Source organism: Variovorax sp. YR266 (assembly GCF_900107295.1).
In the GTDB taxonomy this organism is placed as follows: Bacteria; Pseudomonadota; Gammaproteobacteria; order Burkholderiales; family Burkholderiaceae_C; genus Variovorax.
Genome location: NZ_FNPM01000013.1, coordinates 1 through 23,287 on the forward strand (window position 1 = coordinate 1; position 23,287 = coordinate 23,287).

A 23,287-nucleotide genomic window follows, 5' to 3' on the forward strand; every position below is an offset into this window, starting at 1 on the left:
GGGATCGGTGGCGGTATCGACCAACTGCGAAGAGTTGTAGGTCCACTGCCAGAGTTGGGCCTTGTTGGTCGCGGTGTCGGTCACCATCTTCGACAACATATTGCCGAGGGCGTCGTAGGTGTAGGCAGTGGTGCGGCCGGGCTCCGTCACCAGCACGGGTAGCGAGAAGGTCGCATGCCATTGCGTCGTTACCGTACGCTCGTCGGGAGTGCCAGAGGCGTAGACCGCGGTGGTCGGCAGGCGTCGGGCAACGTCCCACGTCGTGTTGGTCATCACGCCATTGAAGTCAGTCTCCGAAGTGATTAGCCCGTTGGTGTCTTGCACGCGACTGGCGGCGTCTGCCTCGCCTTCGCCAGAGGGCAGTGACCCCGAGATCACGGCCAGCTTGCCGACGGTGGTGCTGTAGCGGTAGGTGCGGGTGGTTCCCCGAGGGTCTTGTACGGTGGCCGAACCCGCGGTGGACGGGTAGAACACCCAGTAGGAGTCCACTCCGCCAGCCAGTTGGGTGCTGACGGCACGCCCCTGGTCGTCGTAGCCGAAGGACCCCCAGAGCACGCCGGCTTCGTCGATGATGTCCGTCAGGGCCTGTGCATAGGTAGCATTCCTGTAGAGGAACGTGCGGCTTTTGCCGTCTGGATGCAGCACCGAAGACAGGCGCCCCGAGGCGTCGTAGCTGTAGCCCAAAACGCGGCCATCCGGAGTGGTGACGGTGGCGAGGCTACCGTTGGCATAGGCAAAGGCCAAAGTACGGCCGAAGGCGTTGGTAACGCTGATCAGGCGTCCATCGTTGTTGTAAGCGTAAGTCGTGGCCCGACCGTTGCGGTCGACCACCGTTTGCAGCTTGCCGTCAGCGGTGAAGCTGTAAGTACTGTCGTCGTCGGCGCGATGCCAGACCCAGACGCCGCCAAGCTGGGCCAGGGTGTCGGCGCTGTTACCTTTGGCGGGGGTCCAGGCAGAGTTGGCATCGGCGCGTGTGAAGCTCCGCAAATAGCCTGCGGGTAGGCTGATAGTGATCGCCGGTGGGTCGGTGCCAAGCGAGGCAGTCAGACCGGTGTTGTAGTTATGACTCCAGACTTGCCCCAGGCCCGATGCCGGCCCCGCCGTGCCACCAGCCCATGTACTGCGGTAAGTGCGCACGAACGACAGGGCGTCGGGGCCAAAGTCAGACCAGTCGGTTTCGGCGCGGAATTTTTCGCCGGAGGCAGGGAAAATCGGATTGCCTTCAAAGGCGCCGGCAGGCAGGCGGGGGCGGACGCAGATTTGTGGACCAGAGGCCGGCTCAGGAGCTGCTGCTTGGCAAGAGGTGCGGCCGGGGGTTTCTGCGTAGCCATCCTTGCAATCGCAAGAATTCTTATTATTCAGGGTGCTGTATGCAGGACACCCAGTAATGATCTGAACAATCGTGTCCGACATGTACATCGGGCCGCCAGCATTGGTGTAGTACACCATGCACTGATTCGCCTTGCCCCACGCATCGACACCGAAAGAATGCGAAGTCACCGTGACGCCAACAAAGTTCGACGACACCACGAAGGCATCACAGGCCGCAGATGCACTGGAAGCGCGGATCCCTACCTGATAGTCATGCGTCGTCCAATATGCCATCGGAGGCAAAGCAGCCGATGCCCCACTGGCAAACCAAAGCGCCAGCGGAACCAGAGATTTCCTGACTGCGCCACCGGCCGCAACAAGAAGCAGACGCCAAAGAGCGCTGCGAACTTGAAGGGACGGGGACGGAACCTCGCCAGGCACTGAGGAGAAGGTACGTCCGGATGCAGGAAATGCGACTGCCTGAGGCAAAGCCGACAGCAGCGCCTTGCGTGCGAGCCACGTCCACGGGAAGGAGGCCAAGCGCAAAAGGCCTTTGGTCTTCGACAGCGCCAGACGAGACGTCCGCAATCCATATCGTTGACCTGACGCCTCCCTCGAAATTGCGATCAACTCACTGATCTTTTGCAGTGCTCCCCAAAGCCTCATCACACACTCTCCCATGCTTCTCATCTGCGTGTCTGATCATCTGATGGCATCTTCGCGAGCCGTGATGAACAGTATTTCTTGAATGGTCAATCCCCCTCGGGTGACGCGCACCGCCATGCAGCGCACTCCGTACAAGTTGTTTCAGATTAGCCGAAAGGCCACATGCAGACAACGACAGATCGATGGCACGGGGTGAGTTGATCACGAGCTGAACATGAAAGTACGCAGCGTCCAGAGGTTGCTGTTGTCGGAGGGCGACGATCGGGCGCTCCAAGCATCGCCTTCAGATACGGCGTTGGATGTCGTAGCAGAAGCGGCCATGGCCATGCCGATCTCGGTGCCGGTGACGGCACCAGAGAGCGCACCGGAGATACCACCAGCTGCGCCGGCGACGGTGCCGATCGCCGCGCCGGCCTTCTTGCCGGTGTCGCGCGGAATGGTTCGCGGTGACTGGCAGGCAGGACAGGCGAAGTTCGCAGACGTTGCACGCGTCTCGTGCTGAGGGAATGGCTCATCGTCGAAAGTGGTGGATGTGAAGTCGTGATCCATGAGGTGCGAGGTGATCGGGAAAGACATGCCCTTGGAGGGAAGAGAGAACACGCCAGGCGGAGCCAGACGGCACAAAGCCCAGCTCGGCGGTGAGGCCGAGCTGAGCTTTGTGAACGAGGATGGACGTTCTACCGTCTATCCAAGGCAGTCATATGGGGTTGAAAATTTCTGGAATCATTTATCGCCGCGTGACCTGTGGGCATGTGTTGCGCGGATGTCATCCGCGGCGAGTGCTCTGCACCCGATCCAACAGTCGCGGTAAACAGTTCGTCAGTTCGACCTCTTGATCAGCCGGTGCCCCGTGTACATCGACCTGCGCAGATGTCTCTGATCGTTGGAGAGTCTGTCTCTGCCCGAACTGAGAAATCACTGATCGAATTGCTGGTGGAAGGTGAGACAGTGCTCCACATGAAAAGCCGAGTAATCCATCAGGCAGAGCGTTGATGTGACCTCGAAGCTCCAGACGTTGCAGATGGAGCGCGAGGACGACCGTCACCGGCAGCTGATCGACAGCATCGACAACGTTGCGCAGACTGTCGAGGAATCCAGTGCGTTCGCACAGGGCAAGAAACTAGTCGAGCGCCATCCGTTCCTGACGGGGCTACTCGGACCATCGATCATCTAGAAGATTTTCGGACGATGAGAAGCGAAAGCCCATCGTCAGATGTTCACCCCTTTTCGCTCTGTTCGATCGCACTCACAAGTGCAGATGCGGCATAGCCTTGAACGCCGTTCGTATCTGCGATTTCATCAAGAATCGCGAACAGAACATCATCGGGGTATCTTGCTCGTCCGACTGATTCAGAAAGGGCCTGAGAGAGCAACTTGTGTTGAAGTTCGTTGAGAGCATCTCCCATCTTTCGCGCATCGCGATCTTGCAGATCACGTAGTCCACGAAACTCAATGGTCAAGTTGAATGCTGCAGTAACCAACACAGCGGCCTTTTGCGTAGAAGGCAAACTGGCGAACCGCAATGAGAGAGGCTTGATTTCGTTGTTCATGTGTTCTCCTAGGAGCATCGGGGGTCGCAGCTGCACGGGTCCTTGCTGCATTGCATGTCTCTCTTGATCGCCTCAGCAGCGTCCAAAGCAATGCCGATGGCACTGAGAATGGGAATGCATCGAAGACCACTCATGCCTCCTGGACGGTAGCTTTCTCTCGGCAAGCCATTAACGTCGAAACCACGATCGTTGAGGACCTTGATTCGGGTATTTCCATCCCAAATTTTTCCGGTCGCTGGATCAACCTTTAAGCTTTCGGGGAGACCGGGTTGCAACGACTTTACGATGTCTCCGGTTGGCTGGCGAGACCAAAAATCAAGGCCCGACTTCGATAGTGACGAATCAGGGTGCATCGGTGTCAGCGGTAGCCTCGGAGACCCTTGGCCCTCCATTGAGTTGAGGCCCAGCGGATCAACTTTCGACAACGGATTGGCATCCACATACCCAAACCGATTCCACCCTCCGTCAAGCCCGATGGGGTCGCCCTGCGTATAGCGACCAACTTTCGGGTCATACGTTCTGAACCCGTTGTAGAACAGCCCCGACTCCTCATCCGCATACTGTCCCGGATACCTCAGGTTGAACTTCACTTCCGCGATGCCGGTCGTGCCCGAGTTCGGCGTCGTCTCCGTGTTGGCGAACCGGTACCTCGCCAGCGTCGGCTTGTCTTCTCCAAACGCGCTGTAACCCCACTGCCAGACCACTTGCCCATCTGCGTTCGTGAGCTTCCTGGGCGTGTTCAGGTGATCGCTGTGGATGGCATAGGTGGCGCCATTGATCACAGCCGCAATCGGCATCGGCCCATTGCCCGTCGGCAGGTAGATGTAGCTGGCCTGCCCCGCACTGTTCGTGCCCCCGCTGCCCACCTCCGCAATCAGCGTGCCCTGCTCGTCGTAGACGTACGCATAGCCCAGTTGCTCCGCCTGTGTCGTGCTCGGGCTCCACAGCTTCGTGAAGAACGCGATCAGGCTCTGCATGAAGCCCGGGTCGGCCTCGTCGCCCTGGCTGGGCGGGTACAGCGGCTCGGTCTTGAACACCCGCTGCCCCAGCGCGTTGTGCGCATAGCGCGTGGTCGGGCTGACATCGGTCGCACCCGTCGTTGCTGCGGCCAGCCTGCCTTCGGCATCGTAGGTGTAGCTGCGCAGGCCATCGCTCACCATGTCACCGTTGGCGTTGTAGCCGTAGGTGACGCTGGTGCTGCTCGCGCCGTTGATGGTCTGGCTGAAGCCCGTGAGCTGGTTGCTTGTCGATCCCACCGTGTAGGTGCGGCTGGTGCTCGTGCCATCGACAGCCCGGGTGCTGCTGTTGCGGTTGCCGTTGGCGTCGTAGCCGAAGCCGGCCGTGTTGCCCGTGGCGTTGAAGCTCACGATGCGCCCTACGGCGCTGTAGCCCACGCTCCAGGTGACGTTGGCATTGGCGATGGTGCTGTGCGTCGGATCGGTGTCGCCGGGCTGGTAGAGGTTCTGCGTGAGGCTCGTGATGCGCCCGGCTGTGTCGTAGGCGTAGCTGCTGAACTCGGTGGCGGTCAGCCTGCCTGCGGTGTCGTAGGTGCGGCTGGCCGCCAGCTGCGGGCTGCTGGTGGTGAAGGCCCAGGTCCATGCGGTGGGCTGGCCCAACGGGTTCCAGGCGATGCCGGTGACCAGCGGGTTGCCGTTCCAGTTCAGGCCCGTGAGGCGGCCGGTGGCGTCGTAGCTGTGGCTGAGCGTGCCGCCGTTGGGGTAGCCGATGCTCGCCAGCGTGCCGTTGGGGTTGTAGCCGTAGCTGACCTGCTGGACGCTGCCGTTGGCCAGGGTCTGCTTCTTGAGGGTCACGCGGCCGAAGACGTCGCGGGTGTACTCGGTGGTGCCGCTGCGGTCGACGATCTCGGACAGATAGCCCTTGCTGTTGGCCGTGAGGTCGTAGCGCAGGGTGGTGGTCTTGCCGTCGGCGAAGACCAGGCCAGTTGGGCGGTCCAATGCATCGCGCGTAATCGTTGTCGCCTGGCCCAGGGCGTCGGTGATCTGGCTGGGCGGGCCGAGGTTGTCGTACTGGGTGCTGGCGGTGCCTGTGTCGGCGCTGGCCTCAATAGTGGCGTTGCCCTGGGCGTCTCGGGTGTAGCTGGTCACGACCCCCTTGAAGTCGCTGGCTGCTGTCACCGCATCCAGGGCGTTGTACGCGAGGGTGGCACTGGCGTTAGCCGCGTCGGTCACGGCCTTGACGCGGCGCAGGTTGTCCAGGCCGTAGTTCGTGCTCTGGTTCAGGCCGTTGGTCGAACTGATCAGCTCGCCGTTGGCGTCGTAGCCGAAGGTGTTGGACTGATTGGGGCCTTCGGTCTTTGAGGACAACCGGTTGATGTTGTTGACCGTGCGGGCCACGCTCCAGGCCACATGGCCAGCGCTGTCCTTGATCTGCTCGGCGGTGCGGTTGCCCATGCCGTCCAGGGTGTAGGTGCCGCTCTCGCCTCGGTTGTTGCTCCAGCCAGTCAGGCGATGGGCTGCGTCGTAGGTGTAGGTCAGGACGAGGCCGGCGGGCAACGTGACTGTCTCGACCGTGCCGTAGGGCTTGTAGGTGAGCGTGGTGGTCAGACCGCCGACGGATTGGGTCAGCAGGCGGTCGCGCAAGTCGTAGGTGTAGGTGCTGACGAGGCCATTGGGGGCTGTCGAGCTCACGACACGATTGGCTGTGTCGTAGGCGTAGCTGGTGACGTGGCCCAGCGTGTTGGTCGAAGTGAGGACGTTGCCCCGGGTGTCGTAGGTGTAGCTCGATGCAGCACCGTTGGGCTCCGTGGCTGTATCAACCAGCTGCGACGTGTTGTAGGTCCACTGCCAGAGCTGGGCCTTGTTGGTCGCGGTGTCGGTCACCGTGCGAGTCAGGACATTGCCGACAGCATCGTAGGTGTAGGCGGTGGTACGGCCAGACTCAGTGACCAGCACGGGCAAGGCGAAGGTCGCATGCCATTGGGTGGTCACTGTTCGTGCATCGGGGGTGCCGGAGGCGTAGACCACGGTGGTGGGCAGACGGCGAGCGGCATCCCAGGTCGTGGTGGTGACGAAGCCCTTGAAGTCGGTCTCGGAGGTGACGAGGCCGTTGGCGTCCTGCACGCGACTGGCGGCATCGCTCTTGCCTTCGCCCGAGGGCAGTGAGCCGCCAGTGACGGCGAGCTTGCCCAGCGTGGTGCCGTAGTTGTAGCTGCGGCTCGTGCCCAATGGGTCGACCACAGTTGCAGAACCTATCGATGGATAGCTGACTTGATAACTGTCAACGGAGCCCGCGAGCTGAGTGCTGATCGCGCGGCCCGTGCTGTCGTAGGCGAACGAGCCCCAGCGAACTCCGGCTTCATCGAAGATGCCGGTCAGCGCCTGGGGGAACGAAGCGTTCTCGTAGACGAAATTACGGCCCTTGCCGTCGGGGTACAGGACCGAGACCAGGTGACCGGAGCCATCGTAGGCGTAAGCGATAACACGTGCATCCGGGGTCGTGACGGTGGTCAACTGGCCTGCGCCGTTGTATGCGAGCGTGAGGGTGCGTCCGAAGCCATTCGTAACGGAGGCCAGTTGGCCAGCGCCGTTGTAGGTGTACGCAGTGACCCAGCCGTTGCGATCTGTCTCCGTCTGCAGCTTGCCCGAGCCGTCGAAGATCTGCGTCGTGTCGTCATCAGCGCGGTGGTAACTCCAGGCGCTGGAGGCGAGTTGCGCCAGCGTATCGACGCTGTTGCTGGCGCTCCAGCTGGTGGCGCCGGCAGTCTTGCCAAAGGTCCGTACATAGCCTTCTCCAGTGGTGATGGCCACACCCATGGGGGCTGTGCTAGGTGTGGCGACCAGCTTGCTGCTGAAGTTGTGCGACCAGACTTGGCCAAGTGAATTACCGACTCGGGTCGAATCACTCGCCCAATTGCTGCGGTAGGTCCGCGTGAAAGACAAGGCACCGGGGCCGGAGTCGGACCAGTCGGTTTCGGAGCGGTACTTCTCGGCTGTTGCGAGGAAAATTGGAGTGGGAGTGTTGGCACCATCGGCCTGGCGATGGCACATCGGGGGTTCTGGTGTAGCAATAAGGCACGACGTGCCAGCTGCGTCCTCCTGTGTTTTTGAGTCGCAGTTGCACCCAGTTCGAGCAGTGTTCAGCGCGCTGTTGATCGGACAAACGGGAGCGAGAGCAGAGATGCTCCCAAGCCAACTCCCAGATTGTTTTCCTGCGAATGAACCATGGCTGGGGCCAAAGAACTGGTCGAGTCGGCATATCGTGTTGCTCGACGCGCTGTTGATCTCGAAGTAGTAGTCATTGACGATGCTTGGGTCATGCACATTCAAGTAAGCCATCCCTTGCGCACAAACATCCAAAGGACTCGACCCAATTACGACTGTAGATGTAGACGCACTCCCCGTATTCGCGTACATCTGGTACTTGATGGTTGGAGTGATCGTGGCAAACACTTGCATCGGCACCAGCAGGAAGAGCGCTGCTTGCAAGTAGGGAGAGCGGTGGATGCGCCCAAGAAACCAAGAGCAAAGACGCTGCACGCTCGGTGTCTCGTCAACGAAAAGACGCGTTCGTTGATCATTCAGATGCAACATTGCGGAAGAAATGTGCCACGCAAGCCACTTCAACGGATTCCAAATCCTCATCGCACTCCCCATGCTTTTCGTTCACGCATCTGAACATCCATAGCCCACTTCTCGTGGACCACGACGGTCAGCATCCTTCTTGAACGGGCGCGATCAACTCCTCAGGTGACGCACACTGCCATGCAGCACATTCCGTACAAGTTGTTTCAGGCTAGCCGAAAGGCCTTATGCAAACAACAACGGATCGATTGCACGAGGAGCGTTATTGATAGTCTGAGCATGAAAGTACACAGAGCTCCGAGATAGCTGTTGTCAGTAGGCGACTGTTGAACGGCATGCGATCGTGCCCTCCAAGTTCACACAACTGAGCCCGGAGTTGGAGCAGATCTACCACTCCGCAATCAAACCAACGCAAGGCGCGCCTGACCGCGCCCCCATCCACTACAAATAATTGAACAACGAAATGCTATTCAACTTAGCAAACGTCATCTGCGTAGCCTGCAACGAAGACTGCCGCTGATAAAACTCCGCAATCGCGCTATACGGGTCCAGGTCTTCAATCGAAGACAGATAAGACTCTTCCTGCAGCTTGCGGTCCCCGCCACCCGAGTCCAGCGCATCGATCTCGCTCTGCCGCGAGCCCACCGACGACAACACCGTCAGCACGTTGTCATGCGCATTCGTCACCTTCACGTTGGCCGTGGCCAGCGCGTTCTGCAGCTTCGCCTGCGCAGCCGCGCCACCACCGCTCAGCGGCGTGCGCAGCGCACTCACCAGTTCGCCGATCGCAGCGAACACATCGGTGCCGGCATTCTTCGCGGTAGACACATCAAAGCTGTCGCCAGCCGCCGGCGTGCCGGTGATCTTGATCTGCACGCCGCCGAAGTTGATGGGCGTGTCCGCCGAGATGGGGCCGGTGGCTGCGACCACTGGCGGCGTGTCCTTGGTCGTCACCGTGTAGTCGGTGGCGCTGAAGGTGATGGTGAAGTCCTTGCCGTAGTTGGGCGCGGTGGCGTCGGTCACGCTGACGGAGCCGAACACGCCGGTGCCGGTGTTGCCCGCGGCGCCTGACGCCACATAGCCCGCGCCGCCCTGCACCGACTGGAAGACGCTGCGGCCGTCGTCTGACGTAGACATCTGGCGCGCCACGTCGACCTGCATCAGCCGCTGGCCCTGGTCGCCGACGTACTGCACGCCGCCGCTGGCCGTGGCCACGAAGGGCGGGGAGCCGCTCTTGAAGCCTGCGAACAGGTACTGGCCGTTGCCGTCGTCGGAGTTGGCGATGCCCACCAGCTGGTCGTAGCTGCTCTGGATGGTGGTGGCGAGCGATGCGCGGTCGGCGTCCGACAGGGTGCCGTTGCCGGCCTGCACGGTCAGAGCCTTGATGTTCTGCAGGATCGAGGTCACCGAGTTGAGCGCGTTCTCCTCGGTGGAGAGCGAGCGCGACGCGCGCTGGCGGCTGGTGGCGTACTGCGAAATTTCCGACAGCGTCTGGCTGACGCCGAGTGCGCGGGCTGCGCCCACCGGGTCGTCGCCTGCCGAGAGAAATTTTGAGTTGGTCGCCAGCTGCTGCTGGACCCTGAACAGTTTCTGCTGCTGCTGGCCCATGGCCAGTACGTTCTGTTCGTAGAAGGATTGGGTGCTGATGCGCATCGCTTTGCCTTGTTGAATCTGCTTGACGTTGAGCTGGCTCAGCTGCCAATGCCGAGGATGGTGTCGAAGATGGTCGAGGCGGTCTGGATCACCTTCGCATTGGCCTGGTACATCTGCTGGAACATCAGCAGGTTGGCGGTTTCCTCGTCCTGGTTCACGCCCGAGATGGCCTGCTGGCTGGCCTTGATCTGGCTGGTAACGCTGTCTTGCGTGGTGGCTGCCACCTTCACTGCCATGGCGCGGTTGCCGACTTCGCTGACGATCTGCGAGTAGGCGCCGTTGAAGGTTGCCGTGCCGTTGGCCATGGTGGTCTTGCGCTGCAGTGCGCCCAGCAGCAGCGCGTTGCTGCCGTCGGACACGCCCGCGGTGTTCTTGCCGATGGTGAAGGTGTCGCCTTGCGCAGGCGCGCCGGTCATGGCAACGGTGATGCCGTCGAAGCTCATCTTCGCGCCGGCGGTGTAGGGCACGGGCGTGCCGGCCGCGTAGCTGGTGCTGGTGCCATCGGCCAGCGTGACGGTCACGGCCGAGGTGGCCGGAAAGCCGGTCAGGTTGCCGGTGGTCGCGTCGTAGCTCAGCGTGACGGTGCCGCCCAGCGGCGTTGCGGGGTAGCTCGCATCCACCGTGGCCGCGCCCAGCGCACCGGAGCCCTTGTTGCCGACGGTATTGCCGGTGACGATGGGCGATGCCGCGGCCACCTTGGCGGGGTCGAGCGTCAGCACGTCGAGGTCGCGCGCGCCGGTGCGCGTGGGCTGCACCAGAAACGAGTCGCCGGCCTGCGCGGTACCGCTGGCGGCCGTGAGGCTCACGCCGTCGAAGGTAATGGGGAAGGTGGTGAAGGAGCCCATCGACTGCTTGTCCGACAGGCGGGTGACCGAGTAGGTCAGCGTGCCGGCCACGTCGGTAACGCTCACGTTGTAGTCGCTGGTCGTGAGTTGCGACGCGTTCGAGAGCGTGCCGGTGAGTTCGAGGTTGCCCGCGTTCTTTGCGTTGGAGAGCACACCCGGCACGGACTGCGTGAAAAAGTCTTTGCCCAGTGCGCCGCTGAGGTCCACGCCCAGCTTGCTCTGCGCGTTCACGGCGTCGGCCACCGACATGGCGAGCCGGCCGATGGAGTTTTGCGTGGGAATGAGCGTGTCGCGCCGAAAGCTCATGAGCCCGCCCAGAGTGCCGCCGGTGATGACGCCGTCCGACAGCTCGGTCGTGTTGCCGGCAAAGCCCTGCAGCGCCACGGCCTTGCGCGACGGGTCGGCGGCGGAGTTAACTGCCGCCATGGTGGCGGCGTAGTCGCCCGTCACCAAAGACTGGCCGGTGGCGATGAACACGTTGTACTTGCCGTTGTCCTGCTGCAGCACCTTCACGTCGACCACCTGGCTCAGCTCGCTCACGAGCTGGTCGCGCTGGTCGAGCAGGTCGTTGGGCGGCTGGCCGCCGGCCATGGCGCTGATCTGGCTGATCTGCTGGTTGAGGCTGGCGATCTTGCTGGCGTAGGTGTTGATCTGGTCCACGCTGCCAACGATCTGCTCATTGACGGAGGAGTTCAGGTCCGACAGGTACTGGTCGGTCGCGCGAAACTTGCTGGCCAGCGCCTGCGCCGAGCTGATCATCTGCTGGCGCGCAGCCGGGTCGGCCGGTGTGTTGGCCACGCCCTGCACGCCGGTGAAGAAGCTCTGCATCAGCGGCGCGATGCCCGAGGTCTTGTCGGCCAGCAGGGTGTCGATGCGGTTGATCTGCGTGCTGTTGGTGGCAAGCGCGGCCGAGGCCGACTGCGCAATAGAGAGCTGCGCCGTCAGGTAGCGGTCGTAGCTGCGCGAGACGGTCGTGACGTTGGCGCCCGAGCCAATGAAGCCCGAGCCTGTGCCAGTGGCGTTGCCCGTGGCGATCTCTGCCACCTGGCGGCTGTAGCCGGCGGTGTACACGTTGGCTGTGTTGTGGGCCGTGGTCATCAGCGCGGTGCGTGCAACGCCGAGGCCGCTCAGACCCGTGTAGAACAAACTTCCGGACATATGGCTTTACCTGTCGATGAGGTGTGTGAAATGAGGTGGCATCGCCTGGATGCCTCTGGGTCTATATCGGCAGCGCCGGCCGAAAGTTGAGGGCCTATCGGGTCAGAACTCGGTCCAGTCGCCCTTGGCGTCGTTGGCCATGACGAGTTGCGGGGCGCCAGAAGGCTCGCGCCGGGTGGGCAAGGCCTTGGCGGGGCGCTTCGGCGCTGGCTTGGCGGGCTTCGGGATTGGGGTGATTCGCGTGAAGCCGGGGCGTGTGGTGGCGACGGCATTGGCGTCGAGCTTGAAGACGCTCACCGCCTGTACGAGGCTGCTGGCTTGCTCTTGCAGCGATTGAGCGGCTGCCGAAGCCTCTTCGACCAGTGCGGCGTTCTGCTGCGTGACCTGATCCATCTGCGTGATGGCCTGGTTGATCTGTTCGATGCCTGACGTTTGCTCCTGGCTGGCAGCGGTGATCTCGCCCATGATGTCGGTCACGCGGCGCACGCTGCCGACGATCTCGTCCATCGTGCGGCCAGCCTCTTCCACCTGCTTGCTGCCCTCTTCGACCTTCTCCACCGAGTCACCAATCAGCGTCTTGATCTCTTTGGCTGCTGCAGCGGAACGTTGAGCCAGGCTGCGAACTTCTGAAGCCACTACGGCAAAGCCTCGGCCTTGTTCACCTGCACGTGCAGCTTCGACCGCTGCATTCAGCGCCAGGATGTTGGTCTGGAAAGCAATGCCGTCGATCACGCCGATGATGTCGACGATCTTCTTGGACGATGCATTGATCGAGCCCATGGTGTCGACCACTTGCGATACGACACTGCCGCCCTTCACCGCAACTTCAGAGGCAGACACAGCCAGCTGGTTGGCTTGACGCGCGTTGTCCGCGTTCTGCTTGACGGTGCTGGTCAGCTCTTCCATCGAAGCAGCCGTCTGCTCCAGCGAACTCGCCTGCTCTTCGGTACGCGAAGACAGATCCTGATTGCCCGAAGCAATCTGCCCCGAAGCAGTGGCGATCGTCTCCGTGCCCGTGCGCACCTCGCCCACCACCTTCGCCAGGCTCGTATTCATCTCTCGCAGCGCGTGCATCAGCTGCCCTGTCTCATCGCGGCTTTCCACCTCGATGTGCGTGCTCAGGTCGCCCGCGGCCACCGTCTCGGCCACTTCCACCGCATGCCCCAGCGGGCGCACGATGCCCAGTGTCAGGCGCCATGCAAACAGTGCCCCCAGCACCAGCGCAATGCCCGACAGCACCATCAACGTGGTCTCGCCGGTCGTATGGTTGGCTTCGATGTCTTGCGCCAGTTCGTCGATGCGGTCGCGCTGATACGCCGCGAGCTTGGCCACGGCCTCCTCGTAGACGGTGAGTGCGGGCGCGAACTGGTTGTCGGCCATTTCCATGGCCTCTTCGTTCTTCCCCTCGGTCTTGAGCTTGTTGATCTTCCCGATGGTCGCGAGCACGACGCCGCGAGCGTCAGCCACACCGGCATACAGCTTCTTCTCTTCCGGAGAGGTCAGCAGTTCCTCGAGCTTCTTCTGCACCGGGTTGATAAGCGCCGACTTGTCGGCCCGGCCCTTCTCGAAGTAGGCGACCGCCTTGGGGTCCGTCGCCTTGACTATCGCGAACGAATTGACGATTGCCGGCCCGAGCAGGTTGGACCACTGGTTGGCCAGGCGCTCCTTGACCAGCGCGTTCTGCATCATGTCTTCCGTGGCCTTGCCCACGCTCGCAAGGCGCTGCATGCCGGTGGCGGCAATGACCAACATCAGGAGCAGCACGACCGCAAAGCCGAGGCCCAGGCGGGTGCCGATTTTCAGGTTCTTCAAGTTCATTTGATTTCCTCCAGCAGACTCAGAATTCCGTCCAGTCGCCCTTCGCATCCCCAGCTACAGCGAGCTGTGGGGCTGCGGCGGGTTCGCGGCGGGTGGGCAAGGCCTTGGCGGGGCGCTTCGGCTCGGGCTTGACGGGCTTGGCGATCGGGGTGATGCGCGTGAATCCGGGGCGTGTTGTGGCCGCGGCGTTGGCGTCGAGCTTGAAGATGCTGACGGACTGCACGAGGCTGCCAGCCTGCTCCTGCAGCGACTGGGCTGCGGCCGAAGCTTCTTCGACCAGCGCTGCGTTCTGTTGCGTGACCTGGTCCATCTGCGTGATGGCCTGGTTGATCTGTTCGATGCCAGAGGTCTGCTCCTGGCTCGCGGCAGTGATCTCGCCCATGATGTCCGTCACGCGGCGGACACTGCCGACGATTTCATCCATCGTGCGACCAGCCTCTGCAACCTGCTTGCTGCCCTCTTCGACCTTTTCTACCGAGTCGCCGATCAGGGTCTTGATCTCCTTGGCTGCAGCAGCGGAGCGTTGAGCCAGGCTGCGAACTTCCGAGGCCACCACTGCAAAGCCACGGCCCTGTTCACCGGCGCGTGCCGCCTCGACTGCCGCGTTCAGCGCGAGGATGTTGGTCTGGAACGCAATGCCATCGATCACACCGATGATGTCGACGATCTTCTTGGACGATGCATTGATCGAACCCATGGTGTCGACCACTTGCGATACAACGCTGCCGCCCTTCACCGCAACTTCCGAGGCCGAGACTGCAAGCTGGTTCGCCTGCCGCGCGTTGTCCGCGTTCTGCTTGACGGTGCTGGTCAGCTCTTCCATCGAGGCAGCCGTCTGCTCCAACGAGCTCGCCTGCTCTTCCGTGCGCGAAGACAGATCCTGATTCCCCGAAGCAATCTGGCTCGAAGCCGTGGCAATGGTGTCGGTCCCCGTGCGCACTTCACTGACGATCTTCACCAGGCTGTCGTTCATGCCCTTCAGGGCCTCCAGCAGTTGCCCGGTTTCGTCCGTCGTCCGCGCCTCGATGCGGCTGGTCAAGTCGCCTGCCGCCACCGACTGCGCCACCTTTACGGCTTCCGCCAGCGGCCGCGCGACGATGCGTGCAATCCACAGCGCCAGCCCCAGGCCGAGCGCCATGCTGCCCAGCAGCAGGCCCAGCACCCAGAGCCTGGCTCGCCCGTGCACCGCGTCGGCCGTCTGGCCCGCGCGAAGGGCGCCCGCCAGGTTCACCTGCGTCAGCTTGTCCAGCGTCGCGTTCATCTCGCGGCTCAAAGTCTGCGACTTTCCGCGAATCAGATTGGCCGCCTGGTCGATGTCCTGCGTATTGGAGATGGCGACGATCTTGTTGTGCTCGAGCGCGTATTGCGCCAGCAGCTTCTCGAACACCGGATAGAGCTCGCGCTCCTCGGGCTCCGAGATGAGCGTCGCATATTCGGCGCGCTTCTTCTGCAGCACCGCCCACGACTCGTCCATCGTCTTCTCATGCGCAGTCATTTCGGTGAACGAACCCAACAAGGCATGCTCCGTCTCCTGCGCGCGGTAGCTCGCCACCAAAGTCTTCAGCTCCAGCAGCGAGCGCGTGGCGGGCAGCCAGTTGGTCGAGAGGTCCGTGGACATCTCGTGAACCTTGCCGAGCTGCATCACCGAAATCACACCGAGGCAGGCCGTCAGCACGAGGACGGCAATGAACGACGCAAGCAGCTTGGTCGCGATCTTGAGGTTGTAGAAAGACTTGATCATTTTTCAGGCCGAGAAGGCCAATACCGTGTGTTGCCGGCCTTCGCCGAGCTTGAAGATGCTGACGGCCTGCACGAGACTGCCGGCCTGTTCCTGCAGCGACTGGGCTGCGGCCGAGGCTTCCTCGACCAGTGCCGCGTTCTGCTGCGTGACCTGGTCCATCTGCGTGATGGCCTGGTTGATCTGTTCGATGCCCGAGGTCTGCTCGTGGCTCGCGGCGCTGATCTCACCGATGATGTCGGTCACCCGCTTCACGCTGCCCACGATCTCTTCCATGGTCCTTCCGGCTTCGCCCACCAGGGCGGTGCCCGCATCGACCTTGCCTACCGAGTCATCGATCAGGCCCTTGATTTCCTTGGCCGCTGCTGCCGAGCGCTGCGCGAGGTTGCGCACTTCGGCAGCCACCACGGCGAAGCCCCTGCCCTGCTCGCCTGCGCGCGCTGCTTCCACCGCGGCGTTGAGCGCCAGGATGTTGGTCTGGAAGGCGATGCCGTCGATCACGCCGGTGATGTCCACGATCTTCTTCGACGAGGCATGGATCGAGGCCATGGTGTCCACCACCTGGCTGACCACATCGCCGCCCTTGAGCGCCACCTCCGAAGCCGACAGCGCCAGCTGGTTGGCCTGCCGCGCGTTGTCGGCGTTCTGCTTGACGGTGCTGGTGAGCTCTTCCATCGATGCAGCGGTCTGCTGCAGCGAGCTCGCCTGTTCCTCCGTGCGCGTCGAAAGGTCCTGGTTGCCCGCCGAGATCTGGCCCGAGGCGGTGGCGATGGCATCGGTGCCCTCGCGCACGCCGCCCACAACGCCGGCCAGGCCCTCGCGCATGCTTTCCACGGCGCGGGTGATCACGCCCATCTCGTCACGGCGGGCCGAGTCCAATCGCTGCGACAGGTCGCCCTGGCCGAGAGCCTGCACATGCTCGCTCAGAACGCTCAGTGGCCGCACGGTGCGACGGATGAAGACGATCAGCGCCGCCCCCAACACGAGGGCCGCCAGCGCAATGCAGGCGCCGATCCAGGCCATCTGGCGATAGAGCCCGGCGAGCACCTCCGAAGCGGGAAGCTCGGCCACCACCAGCCAGCCCGTCGCTTCGCTCCTGGCCACAGAGGCATAGCGCCGCTGCCCGTTCGCTGCGGATGCAAGCACCGCCCGCGCGTCGTCGATCCACATGGCGTCAGGCGCCGCGACCCGCGACAGCCAGGCGGCCGACTCGTCACCAGGCAGAAGCTCGCTCAGCTTCTTGCCGGCCGCCGTCGGATGAAAGACCAGCGTCGCCGCATCGGCACCGCCGCTGGGGTTGACGATGTAGAGCCCGCCGGTCTCGAAGATCCGCGTCTTGCCCACGGCTTCGCCGAAGGAAGCCTGCTGCTGGGAAATGTCCAGCCCGATGTAGAGCACCGCGACGACGCGGCCAGCCGCATCGCGCACCGGCTCGTAGACCGTCATGTAGGGGCGCCCGAACAGCATGACGCGCCCCACGAACCGCTTGCCCTCGCGCAGCACCGGATAGGCGCCGCTCTTGCGATCGAGCAGCGTGCCGACGGCGCGTTCGCCGCTTTCCTTCTTCACCGAGGTGGTGACGCGGCGGAAATCTTCGCCTTGCGCTACGAACACCGTGGCATTGGCGCCGGGGAAATCGCGCGCGAAGGCATCCACCTCCGCGATGCGCTTGGCGTCGATGGGCGTGCCGTCACTGCTCAGCGCTCCCTGCGCGGCTCCGTCGAGAACGAAGCTGGACGCGAACTGGCGGCGGAAGACGCCGAAGGCGTTCTCCGCCGTGAGGCGCATGGTCTGGTCGAAGATGTCCAGCGAGCGGGCGATGGCTTCCGCCTTGGCATTGGCATACTGCGCGGCACTGCGCTGCTGCTGCGAGGAAGCCAGCGCGTAGAAGACTGCCAGCACCAGCGTCACCACCAGGAGCATGCCTGCGACGGCGCCGAGGGTCATGGTGCGAGCCAGGGAGACGAAGGCGGGATCGCGCCTCGCGGGGTTCGCGGTTTTCATAACTACAGAAAGCCCTATGGTTCAGAACTCGCGCCAGTCACCGGCACCGGCCACCGCAAGCTGCGGTGTCGTGGGCAAGGGCGACCCGACGCGCTTGGCCGGCTGAGTTCTGGCCTGCGCGCGAGGCGCGGCTTGGCGGCCTTCGTCGAGCTTGAAGATGCTGACGGCCTGCACAAGGGCGCCGGCCTGCTCTTGCAGCGATTGAGCTGCGGCCGAAGCTTCTTCGACCAGCGCTGCGTTCTGCTGCGTGACCTGATCCATCTGCGTGATGGCCTGGTTGATCTGTTCGATGCCCGACGTTTGTTCCTGGCTGGCAGCGGTGATCTCGCCCATGATGTCCGTCACGCGCTTCACGCTGCCGACGATTTCGTCCATCGTGCGGCCAGCTTCTTCCACCTGCTTGCTGCCCTCTTCGACCTTCTCCACCGAGTCACCAATCAGCGTCTTGATCTCTTTGGCTGCTGCAGCGGAACGTTGAGCCAGGCTGCGAACTTCTGAAGCCACTACGGCAAAGCCTCGGCCTTGCTCACCTGCGCGGGCAGCTTCGACCGCTGCATTCAGCGCCAGGATGTTGGTCTGGAAAGCAATGCCGTCGATCACGCCGATGATGTCGACGATCTTCTTGGACGATGCATTGATCGAGCCCATGGTGTCGACCACTTGCGATACGACACTGCCGCCCTTCACCGCAACTTCAGAGGCAGACACAGCCAGCTGGTTGGCTTGACGCGCGTTGTCCGCGTTCTGCTTGACGGTGCTGGTCAGCTCTTCCATCGAAGCAGCCGTCTGCTCCAGCGAACTCGCCTGCTCTTCGGTACGCGAAGACAGATCCTGATTGCCCGAAGCAATCTGCCCCGAAGCAGTGGCGATCGTCTCCGTGCCCGTGCGCACTTCGCCCACCACCTTCGCCAGGTTGGCGTTCATGTTCTTCAGCGCCTGCATCAGCTGCCCTGCTTCGTCGCGGCTTTCCACTTCGATGTGCATGCTCAGGTCGCCGGCAGCGACCGTCTCGGCCACCTGCACGGCTTGCGCCAGCGGGCGCACGATGCTGCGCGAGATGAAGAACGCGAAGATGCCGCCGCTGACCACCGTCAGCACCGTCAGCAGCAGCTGCAGGTTGAAGCTGCGCGTGTTCGCCGCGTCGATGGCCTGGCTCATGTCGTCGATGGCCTGGCGCTCCATCGACAGCAGGTCGAGCACGCGGGTTTCATAGGCCTTGGCGGCCGGCTGGAACGACTCCTTGAAGGCGCGCGCAGTGTCCACCGCATTGCCGCTGGCCTTGGCCTTGCCCACGTCGTCCTTGGCAGTCTGGTACTTCGCGCGCAAATCGAGAATGGACTTCAGGACGGCCTTCTCCTCCTCCGTCACCAGCAGTTTCTCGACCTTGGCAATGGTCTCGCTGCCCTTCTTCACGCTGTCGGAGATCACGTCGGCAAAAACGACCGGCAGGGTCTCGTCGGTCGTGCGCGCGATCATCGAGGTGCGGGCGATGGCCGAGTAGGTAAGCACGTACCAGTCGGAGATGAGCCGCTCCTTCGCGAGCGGGCTCTGCATCATGACCCGGGTGGCTTCCGCGTTGTTGCGCGAGGAAACCAGGGCGATGGCGGTCGAGATCACGGTCAAGCCCAGCACGATGGCGAAAGCCATGGCCAGCCGGTTGCCGATGCGGAGGTTCGAGAGAAATTTCATGGTGCAGGCCTTGAAAGGTGAAGATGTGGAGCCGAGCCTGGCCATGCGGCCATGGCACCGGTGTCAGGCAGTGGCGGCGGCTTCGACGAGCCCCATTTCTTCGCTGGACATCAAGCGGTCGATATCCACCAGGATCAGCATCCGCTCTTCCAGCGTGCCCAGCCCGATCAGGTAGTCGGCGTCCAGCACCGAGCCCATCTCCGGTGCAGGCTTGATCTGCTCGCCCGTCAGCGTGATCACGTCCGACACGCTGTCCACCACCATGCCCACCACGCGCCCTGCGATGTTCAGCACGATCACCACCGTGAACTGGTCGTACGTCGGGTCGCCCAGCTTGAACTTGATGCGCATGTCGATGATCGGAACGATGATCCCGCGCAGGTTCACCACACCCTTGATGTACTCCGGCGCGTTCGCTATGCGCGTCACCGCGTCGTAGCCGCGCAGCTCCTGCACCTTCTGGATGTCTATGCCGTACTCCTCTTCGCCCAGCTTGAAGGTCACGACCTCCAGGCGGTTTACGCCGGTGGACGCTGGCGAAGCCGAGGCGGCTTTCTGCAGTGGATCTCTTGCCTTGTTCAGACTCATTGCTCTCTTCCTTCGATAACAGGGAACGGGTTCATCCTGTTATCGGCATCGGATCGCTGAACTTGAGTCCTTTTTTCTCAAAACTCGGTCCAGTCGCCCTTGGCGTTGCCGGCCATGGCGAGCTGCGGAGCGCCAGAAGGCTCCCGTCGGGTGGGCAAGGCCTTGGCGGGGCGCTTCGGTGCGGGCTTGGCTGGCTTCGGAATCGGCGTGATGCGCGTGAAGCTGGGCCGCGCGGTGGCGACGGCGTTGACGTCGAGCTTGAAGACGCTCACAGCGCGCACGAGGCTGCTGGCTTGTTCCTGCAGCGACTGGGCTGCGGCCGAAGCTTCTTCAACCAGTGCGGCGTTCTGCTGCGTGACCTGGTCCATCTGCGTGATGGCCTGGTTGATCTGCTCGATACCGGAGGTTTGTTCCTGACTTGCGGCAGTGATCTCGCCCATGATGTCCGTCACGCGCTTCACGCTGCCGACGATTTCGTCCATCGTGCGGCCGGCTTCTGCAACCTGCTTGCTGCCCTCTTCGACCTTCTCGACCGAGTCGCCGATGAGCGTCTTGATTTCCTTGGCGGCGGCTGCCGAGCGCTGCGCGAGGCTGCGAACTTCTGAAGCCACCACCGCAAAGCCCCTACCTTGCTCGCCCGCGCGGGCAGCTTCGACTGCGGCGTTGAGTGCGAGGATGTTCGTCTGGAAAGCGATGCCGTCGATCACGCCGATGATGTCGACGATCTTTTTCGACGACGTATTGATCGAGCCCATGGTGTCGACCACTTGGGAGACGACGCTGCCGCCCTTCACAGCCACTTCCGAAGCCGAGACCGCAAGCTGGTTCGCCTGCCGCGCGTTGTCGGCGTTCTGCTTCACCGTCGAGGTCAGCTCTTCCATCGAGGCTGCCGTCTGCTCCAGCGAACTCGCCTGCTCTTCAGTGCGCGAAGACAAGTCCTGATTGCCCGAGGCGATCTGGTTCGAAGCCGTTGCAATCGTCTCGGTGCCCGTGCGCACTTCACTGACGATCTTCACCAAGCTCTCGTTCATTTCCTTGAGCGCGAGCATCAGCCGGCCAGTCTCGTCCTTCGACTGCACCTCGATGCGCGAGCTGATGTCGCCCGCCGCCACCTTCTCGGCCACCTGCACGGCCTCGCCGATGGGCCGGGTGATCGAGCGCGTGATGAGCCATGCAATGGCCGCGCCAAGCAGGACCGCGAGGGCGCCCAGTGCCAGCATCAGGTTGCGCGACCATACGTAGCCGGCGTGGGCCTCTTCCTCGGCCTCCTGCGACAGCTTGCCCTGGCGTTGGCTCATGGCGTCGAGCTCCTCGAGCAGCGCCCGCGTGGCCGGCTGGAACTTCGAGATGAAGATTGCAGTTGCCTCGTCGTTCCTGTTCTGCAACGCGAATTCGGACAGTTGAGCGCTCAGCGGCACGAGCACGGCCACCTTCTCGTCGATGCGCGCGAGCAGCGCCTTGCCATCGGAAGTGGCCAGCAGCTTCGCCAGCACGGCGCGGTTTTCGGTGAAGCGGTCGCGCGCGGCGGCAACCTTCTTCGACTCTTCGCGCATGGCGTCGGTGTCGGTCAGCAGGATCAGGTTGCCGTCGAGGATGGCGATGTCGCGGACCGCGTCCAGCATCTTGTTGACCGAGGCCACCTTGACGTTGTTGCCGTTGACGATGCCGTCCAGCCGCAACTGGATGTTCGACATGGCGCTGAGGCCGAGGCCGGCAATGCCGGCCAGCAGCAGGAGCACGGTGGCAAAGCCCGCGCCGAGACGGGTACCGATCTTGAGATTGATGAATGAGTTCATGGGGTGGAGAGCTTGTTTTCAGGAATCCTGGGCATTGACGTGCTGGAAGACCCTGTCGAGCCGGTCGGAGACCTTCGCGGCGTCGTGGGTCGAACGGGTGACCGAACTCGTGACGAGCCACGCGACGACACCGGCGGTGAGCAATGCAGCCACGCCCAATGCACACACCGTCAGGCGCGCCCATTCGTAGCCGGCGCCGGCCTTGAAGCCGAGGCTCAGCGCGACGGCCAGCAAGAGCAACAGAATGGCGAAGCCCACGCCGAGGCGCAGGGCAAGCCTGGGGCTGAGACGTGTGCGCATGGGTGCTTCAGACCGTCTCTACTTCTTCGACGTCGGCGTCGAGCTTGAAGGTGCTGACGGCGCGCACGAGGTTGTCGGCCTGCTCCTGCAGCGACTGGGCAGCGGCCGAGGCTTCTTCGACCAGCGCGGCGTTCTGCTGCGTGACCTGGTCCATCTGCGTGATGGCCTGGTTGATCTGCTCGATGCCCGACGTTTGCTCCTGGCTGGCAGCGGTGATCTCGCCCATGATGTCGGTCACGCGACGCACGCTGCCCACGATTTCCTGCATCGTGCGGCCGGCTTCACCAACCTGCTTGCTGCCGGCCTCGACTTTTTCGACCGAGTCGCCGATGAGCGTCTTGATTTCCTTGGCCGCCGCTGCCGAGCGCTGCGCCAGGTTGCGCACCTCGGACGCGACAACGGCAAAACCCTTGCCCTGCTCGCCGGCACGGGCGGCTTCGACCGCCGCGTTCAGCGCGAGGATGTTGGTCTGGAACGCGATGCCGTCGATCACGCCGATGATGTCGACGATTTTTTTCGACGACGCATTGATCGAGCTCATGGTGTCGACCACTTGCGAGACAACGCTGCCGCCCTTCACCGCGACCTCGGAGGCCGAGACGGCCAACTGGTTCGCCTGACGTGCGTTGTCGGCGTTCTGCTTCACGGTCGAAGTCAGCTCTTCCATCGAAGCCGCCGTCTGTTCCAGCGAGCTGGCCTGCTGCTCGGTGCGCGACGACAAGTCCTGGTTGCCGGCCGCAATCTGCCGCGAGGCCACCGCGATCGAATCGGTCGAAGCCTTGATGCGCGTCACCAGATCGGTGAGCGTGTCTTCCATCTCGCCCATGCCGCGCAGCAGCCGGCCGAAGTCGCCTCCGCGCTCGGTCTCGAATTCCTGGCTCAGGTCGCCGGAGGCCACGGTCTCGGCGATCAGCAGTGCCTCGGCGATGGGCTGCACGATGCTGCGCGTCAGCAGCCATGCGATCACCGATCCGGCAACGACTGCGAAAGCAGCCAGCCCGACGAGCCAGGCCCGGCCCGACCGGTACTGCGCGCCGATGCCGGCAGCGGTCCTGTCGATCTCCTTCTGCTGGTGGCCCACCATGGCACGGATGCTCGCGTCGTAGCCGTCGAGCGCGGGCAGCAGTTGCGTGTCGGTCAGCTTCGTGGCCTCTTCCTTGCGGCCGTCGGCCTTGAGCTTGAGGATCTGGTTGCGCAGCTCGACGTATTCGCCGCGCTTCTTCTTGATGTCGGCGCTCAGCGCCAGCTCTTCTGGCGAGACCAGCATGGCCTCGAGCTTCTTCTGCGTTTCGGTGATGACAGCGCTGGTGGCCGTGATGTTCTTCTGCAGATACTCCTGCACGGCCACGTCGTCGCTCTTGAGCAGGGAGAAGGTGCGCACGCTGTTGGTGTTGGTGCCCAGCTGCCAGGCGGCCGCCAGCCGTTCCTTTGTCAGCGACTGCCCGGCCATGGCCTCCGTCGCATCGCCCACGCCCTGCAGGCGCAGCACGCCGATGGCCGCGGTGATGACCACCAGCGCCAGCACCAGTGCAAAGCCGGCACCCAGGCGCCGTCCGATCTTCCAGTCTTTCATGTGCGTCTCCTCGCGGAACCTCTGTGTGTCGTTGTTCTGATTGGCGTTGGCGTGCGC

General features: G+C 63.0%; 15 protein-coding genes. 1 reads left to right on the forward strand and 14 read right to left on the reverse strand.

The annotated features are described in order from the left end of the window. Both BLW48_RS35100 and BLW48_RS27320 read right to left on the reverse strand, forming a co-directional pair. On the reverse strand, positions 1 to 1,977 hold a 1,977-nt coding region (locus tag BLW48_RS35100; RefSeq protein ID WP_177142424.1), incomplete at its 3' end, for a DUF6531 domain-containing protein. Positions 1,978 to 2,178: 201 nt separating this feature from the next. Continuing rightward, positions 2,179 to 2,553 (reverse strand): hypothetical protein, encoded by a 375-nt coding sequence (locus BLW48_RS27320; RefSeq protein WP_093178580.1) that lies wholly within the window; start codon positions 2,551 to 2,553, stop codon positions 2,179 to 2,181. A gap of 418 nt (positions 2,554 to 2,971) precedes the next feature. Between BLW48_RS27320 and BLW48_RS27325 the strand changes: the two genes are divergently transcribed. Continuing rightward, a complete protein-coding gene (locus BLW48_RS27325; RefSeq protein WP_093178582.1) occupies positions 2,972 to 3,151 on the forward strand; it encodes a hypothetical protein in 180 nt (59 codons plus the stop codon). Between the two features lie 43 nt (positions 3,152 to 3,194). Here BLW48_RS27325 and BLW48_RS35105 read toward each other — a convergent pair whose 3' ends face one another. The 12 genes from BLW48_RS35105 to BLW48_RS27385 all read right to left on the reverse strand — a co-directional run bounded on the left by BLW48_RS35105 (position 3,195) and on the right by BLW48_RS27385 (position 23,230). Then, positions 3,195 to 3,527, reverse strand: coding sequence for a hypothetical protein (locus BLW48_RS35105; protein ID WP_143047793.1), 333 nt, complete (start codon positions 3,525 to 3,527; stop codon positions 3,195 to 3,197). 8 nt (positions 3,528 to 3,535) lie between these two features. Then, the gene (locus BLW48_RS27335; RefSeq protein WP_093178586.1) at positions 3,536 to 8,140 is read right to left on the reverse strand and encodes an RHS repeat-associated core domain-containing protein; all 4,605 of its coding nucleotides are present in this window, start codon (positions 8,138 to 8,140) and stop codon (positions 3,536 to 3,538) included. Positions 8,141 to 8,509: 369 nt separating this feature from the next. Further along, positions 8,510 to 9,721, reverse strand: a complete 1,212-nt coding sequence (gene flgL, locus BLW48_RS27340; protein ID WP_093077303.1) for a flagellar hook-associated protein FlgL — start codon at positions 9,719 to 9,721, stop codon at positions 8,510 to 8,512. A gap of 38 nt (positions 9,722 to 9,759) precedes the next feature. Further along, the gene (gene flgK, locus BLW48_RS27345) at positions 9,760 to 11,724 is read right to left on the reverse strand and encodes a flagellar hook-associated protein FlgK (RefSeq protein ID WP_093178587.1); all 1,965 of its coding nucleotides are present in this window, start codon (positions 11,722 to 11,724) and stop codon (positions 9,760 to 9,762) included. A 102-nt stretch (positions 11,725 to 11,826) separates the two neighbouring features. Then, complete coding sequence (locus BLW48_RS27350; RefSeq protein ID WP_093178589.1) at positions 11,827 to 13,542, reverse strand: methyl-accepting chemotaxis protein; 1,716 nt, start codon at positions 13,540 to 13,542, stop codon at positions 11,827 to 11,829. Positions 13,543 to 13,561: 19 nt separating this feature from the next. Further along, on the reverse strand, positions 13,562 to 15,283 hold the full coding sequence (locus BLW48_RS27355) for a methyl-accepting chemotaxis protein (RefSeq protein ID WP_093178590.1): 1,722 nt from the start codon (positions 15,281 to 15,283) through the stop codon (positions 13,562 to 13,564). 3 nt (positions 15,284 to 15,286) lie between these two features. Then, on the reverse strand, positions 15,287 to 17,227 hold the full coding sequence (locus BLW48_RS27360; RefSeq protein WP_305367592.1) for a methyl-accepting chemotaxis protein: 1,941 nt from the start codon (positions 17,225 to 17,227) through the stop codon (positions 15,287 to 15,289). A 78-nt stretch (positions 17,228 to 17,305) separates the two neighbouring features. Then, positions 17,306 to 18,973, reverse strand: coding sequence for a methyl-accepting chemotaxis protein (locus tag BLW48_RS27365; protein ID WP_093178593.1), 1,668 nt, complete (start codon positions 18,971 to 18,973; stop codon positions 17,306 to 17,308). 63 nt (positions 18,974 to 19,036) lie between these two features. Then, positions 19,037 to 19,561, reverse strand: a complete 525-nt coding sequence (locus BLW48_RS27370; protein WP_093178595.1) for a chemotaxis protein CheW — start codon at positions 19,559 to 19,561, stop codon at positions 19,037 to 19,039. 77 nt (positions 19,562 to 19,638) lie between these two features. Then, positions 19,639 to 21,357: a methyl-accepting chemotaxis protein gene (locus BLW48_RS27375; RefSeq protein ID WP_093178596.1), complete on the reverse strand. Its 1,719-nt coding sequence runs from the start codon at positions 21,355 to 21,357 to the stop codon at positions 19,639 to 19,641. An 18-nt stretch (positions 21,358 to 21,375) separates the two neighbouring features. Beyond that, a complete protein-coding gene (locus tag BLW48_RS27380; protein ID WP_093057943.1) occupies positions 21,376 to 21,657 on the reverse strand; it encodes a hypothetical protein in 282 nt (93 codons plus the stop codon). A gap of 7 nt (positions 21,658 to 21,664) precedes the next feature. Beyond that, positions 21,665 to 23,230 (reverse strand): methyl-accepting chemotaxis protein, encoded by a 1,566-nt coding sequence (locus tag BLW48_RS27385; protein WP_093178598.1) that lies wholly within the window; start codon positions 23,228 to 23,230, stop codon positions 21,665 to 21,667. Between the last annotated feature and the right edge of the window lie 57 nt (positions 23,231 to 23,287).

Excerpts from the sequence above, each read along its gene's own strand:
- BLW48_RS27320 (WP_093178580.1), bottom strand. The coding sequence starts at position 2,553 with ATGTCTTTCCCGATCACCTCGCACCTCATGGATCACGACTTCACATCC.
- BLW48_RS35105 (WP_143047793.1), bottom strand. The coding sequence starts at position 3,527 with ATGAACAACGAAATCAAGCCTCTCTCATTGCGGTTCGCCAGTTTGCCT.
- BLW48_RS27335 (WP_093178586.1), bottom strand. The coding sequence starts at position 8,140 with ATGGGGAGTGCGATGAGGATTTGGAATCCGTTGAAGTGGCTTGCGTGG.
- flgL (WP_093077303.1), bottom strand. The coding sequence starts at position 9,721 with ATGCGCATCAGCACCCAATCCTTCTACGAACAGAACGTACTGGCCATG.
- flgK (WP_093178587.1), bottom strand. The coding sequence starts at position 11,724 with ATGTCCGGAAGTTTGTTCTACACGGGTCTGAGCGGCCTCGGCGTTGCA.
- BLW48_RS27350 (WP_093178589.1), bottom strand. The coding sequence starts at position 13,542 with ATGAACTTGAAGAACCTGAAAATCGGCACCCGCCTGGGCCTCGGCTTT.
- BLW48_RS27355 (WP_093178590.1), bottom strand. The coding sequence starts at position 15,283 with ATGATCAAGTCTTTCTACAACCTCAAGATCGCGACCAAGCTGCTTGCG.
- BLW48_RS27360 (WP_305367592.1), bottom strand. The coding sequence starts at position 17,227 with ATGACCCTCGGCGCCGTCGCAGGCATGCTCCTGGTGGTGACGCTGGTG.
- BLW48_RS27365 (WP_093178593.1), bottom strand. The coding sequence starts at position 18,973 with ATGAAATTTCTCTCGAACCTCCGCATCGGCAACCGGCTGGCCATGGCT.
- BLW48_RS27370 (WP_093178595.1), bottom strand. The coding sequence starts at position 19,561 with ATGAGTCTGAACAAGGCAAGAGATCCACTGCAGAAAGCCGCCTCGGCT.
- BLW48_RS27375 (WP_093178596.1), bottom strand. The coding sequence starts at position 21,357 with ATGAACTCATTCATCAATCTCAAGATCGGTACCCGTCTCGGCGCGGGC.
- BLW48_RS27380 (WP_093057943.1), bottom strand. The coding sequence starts at position 21,657 with ATGCGCACACGTCTCAGCCCCAGGCTTGCCCTGCGCCTCGGCGTGGGC.
- BLW48_RS27385 (WP_093178598.1), bottom strand. The coding sequence starts at position 23,230 with ATGAAAGACTGGAAGATCGGACGGCGCCTGGGTGCCGGCTTTGCACTG.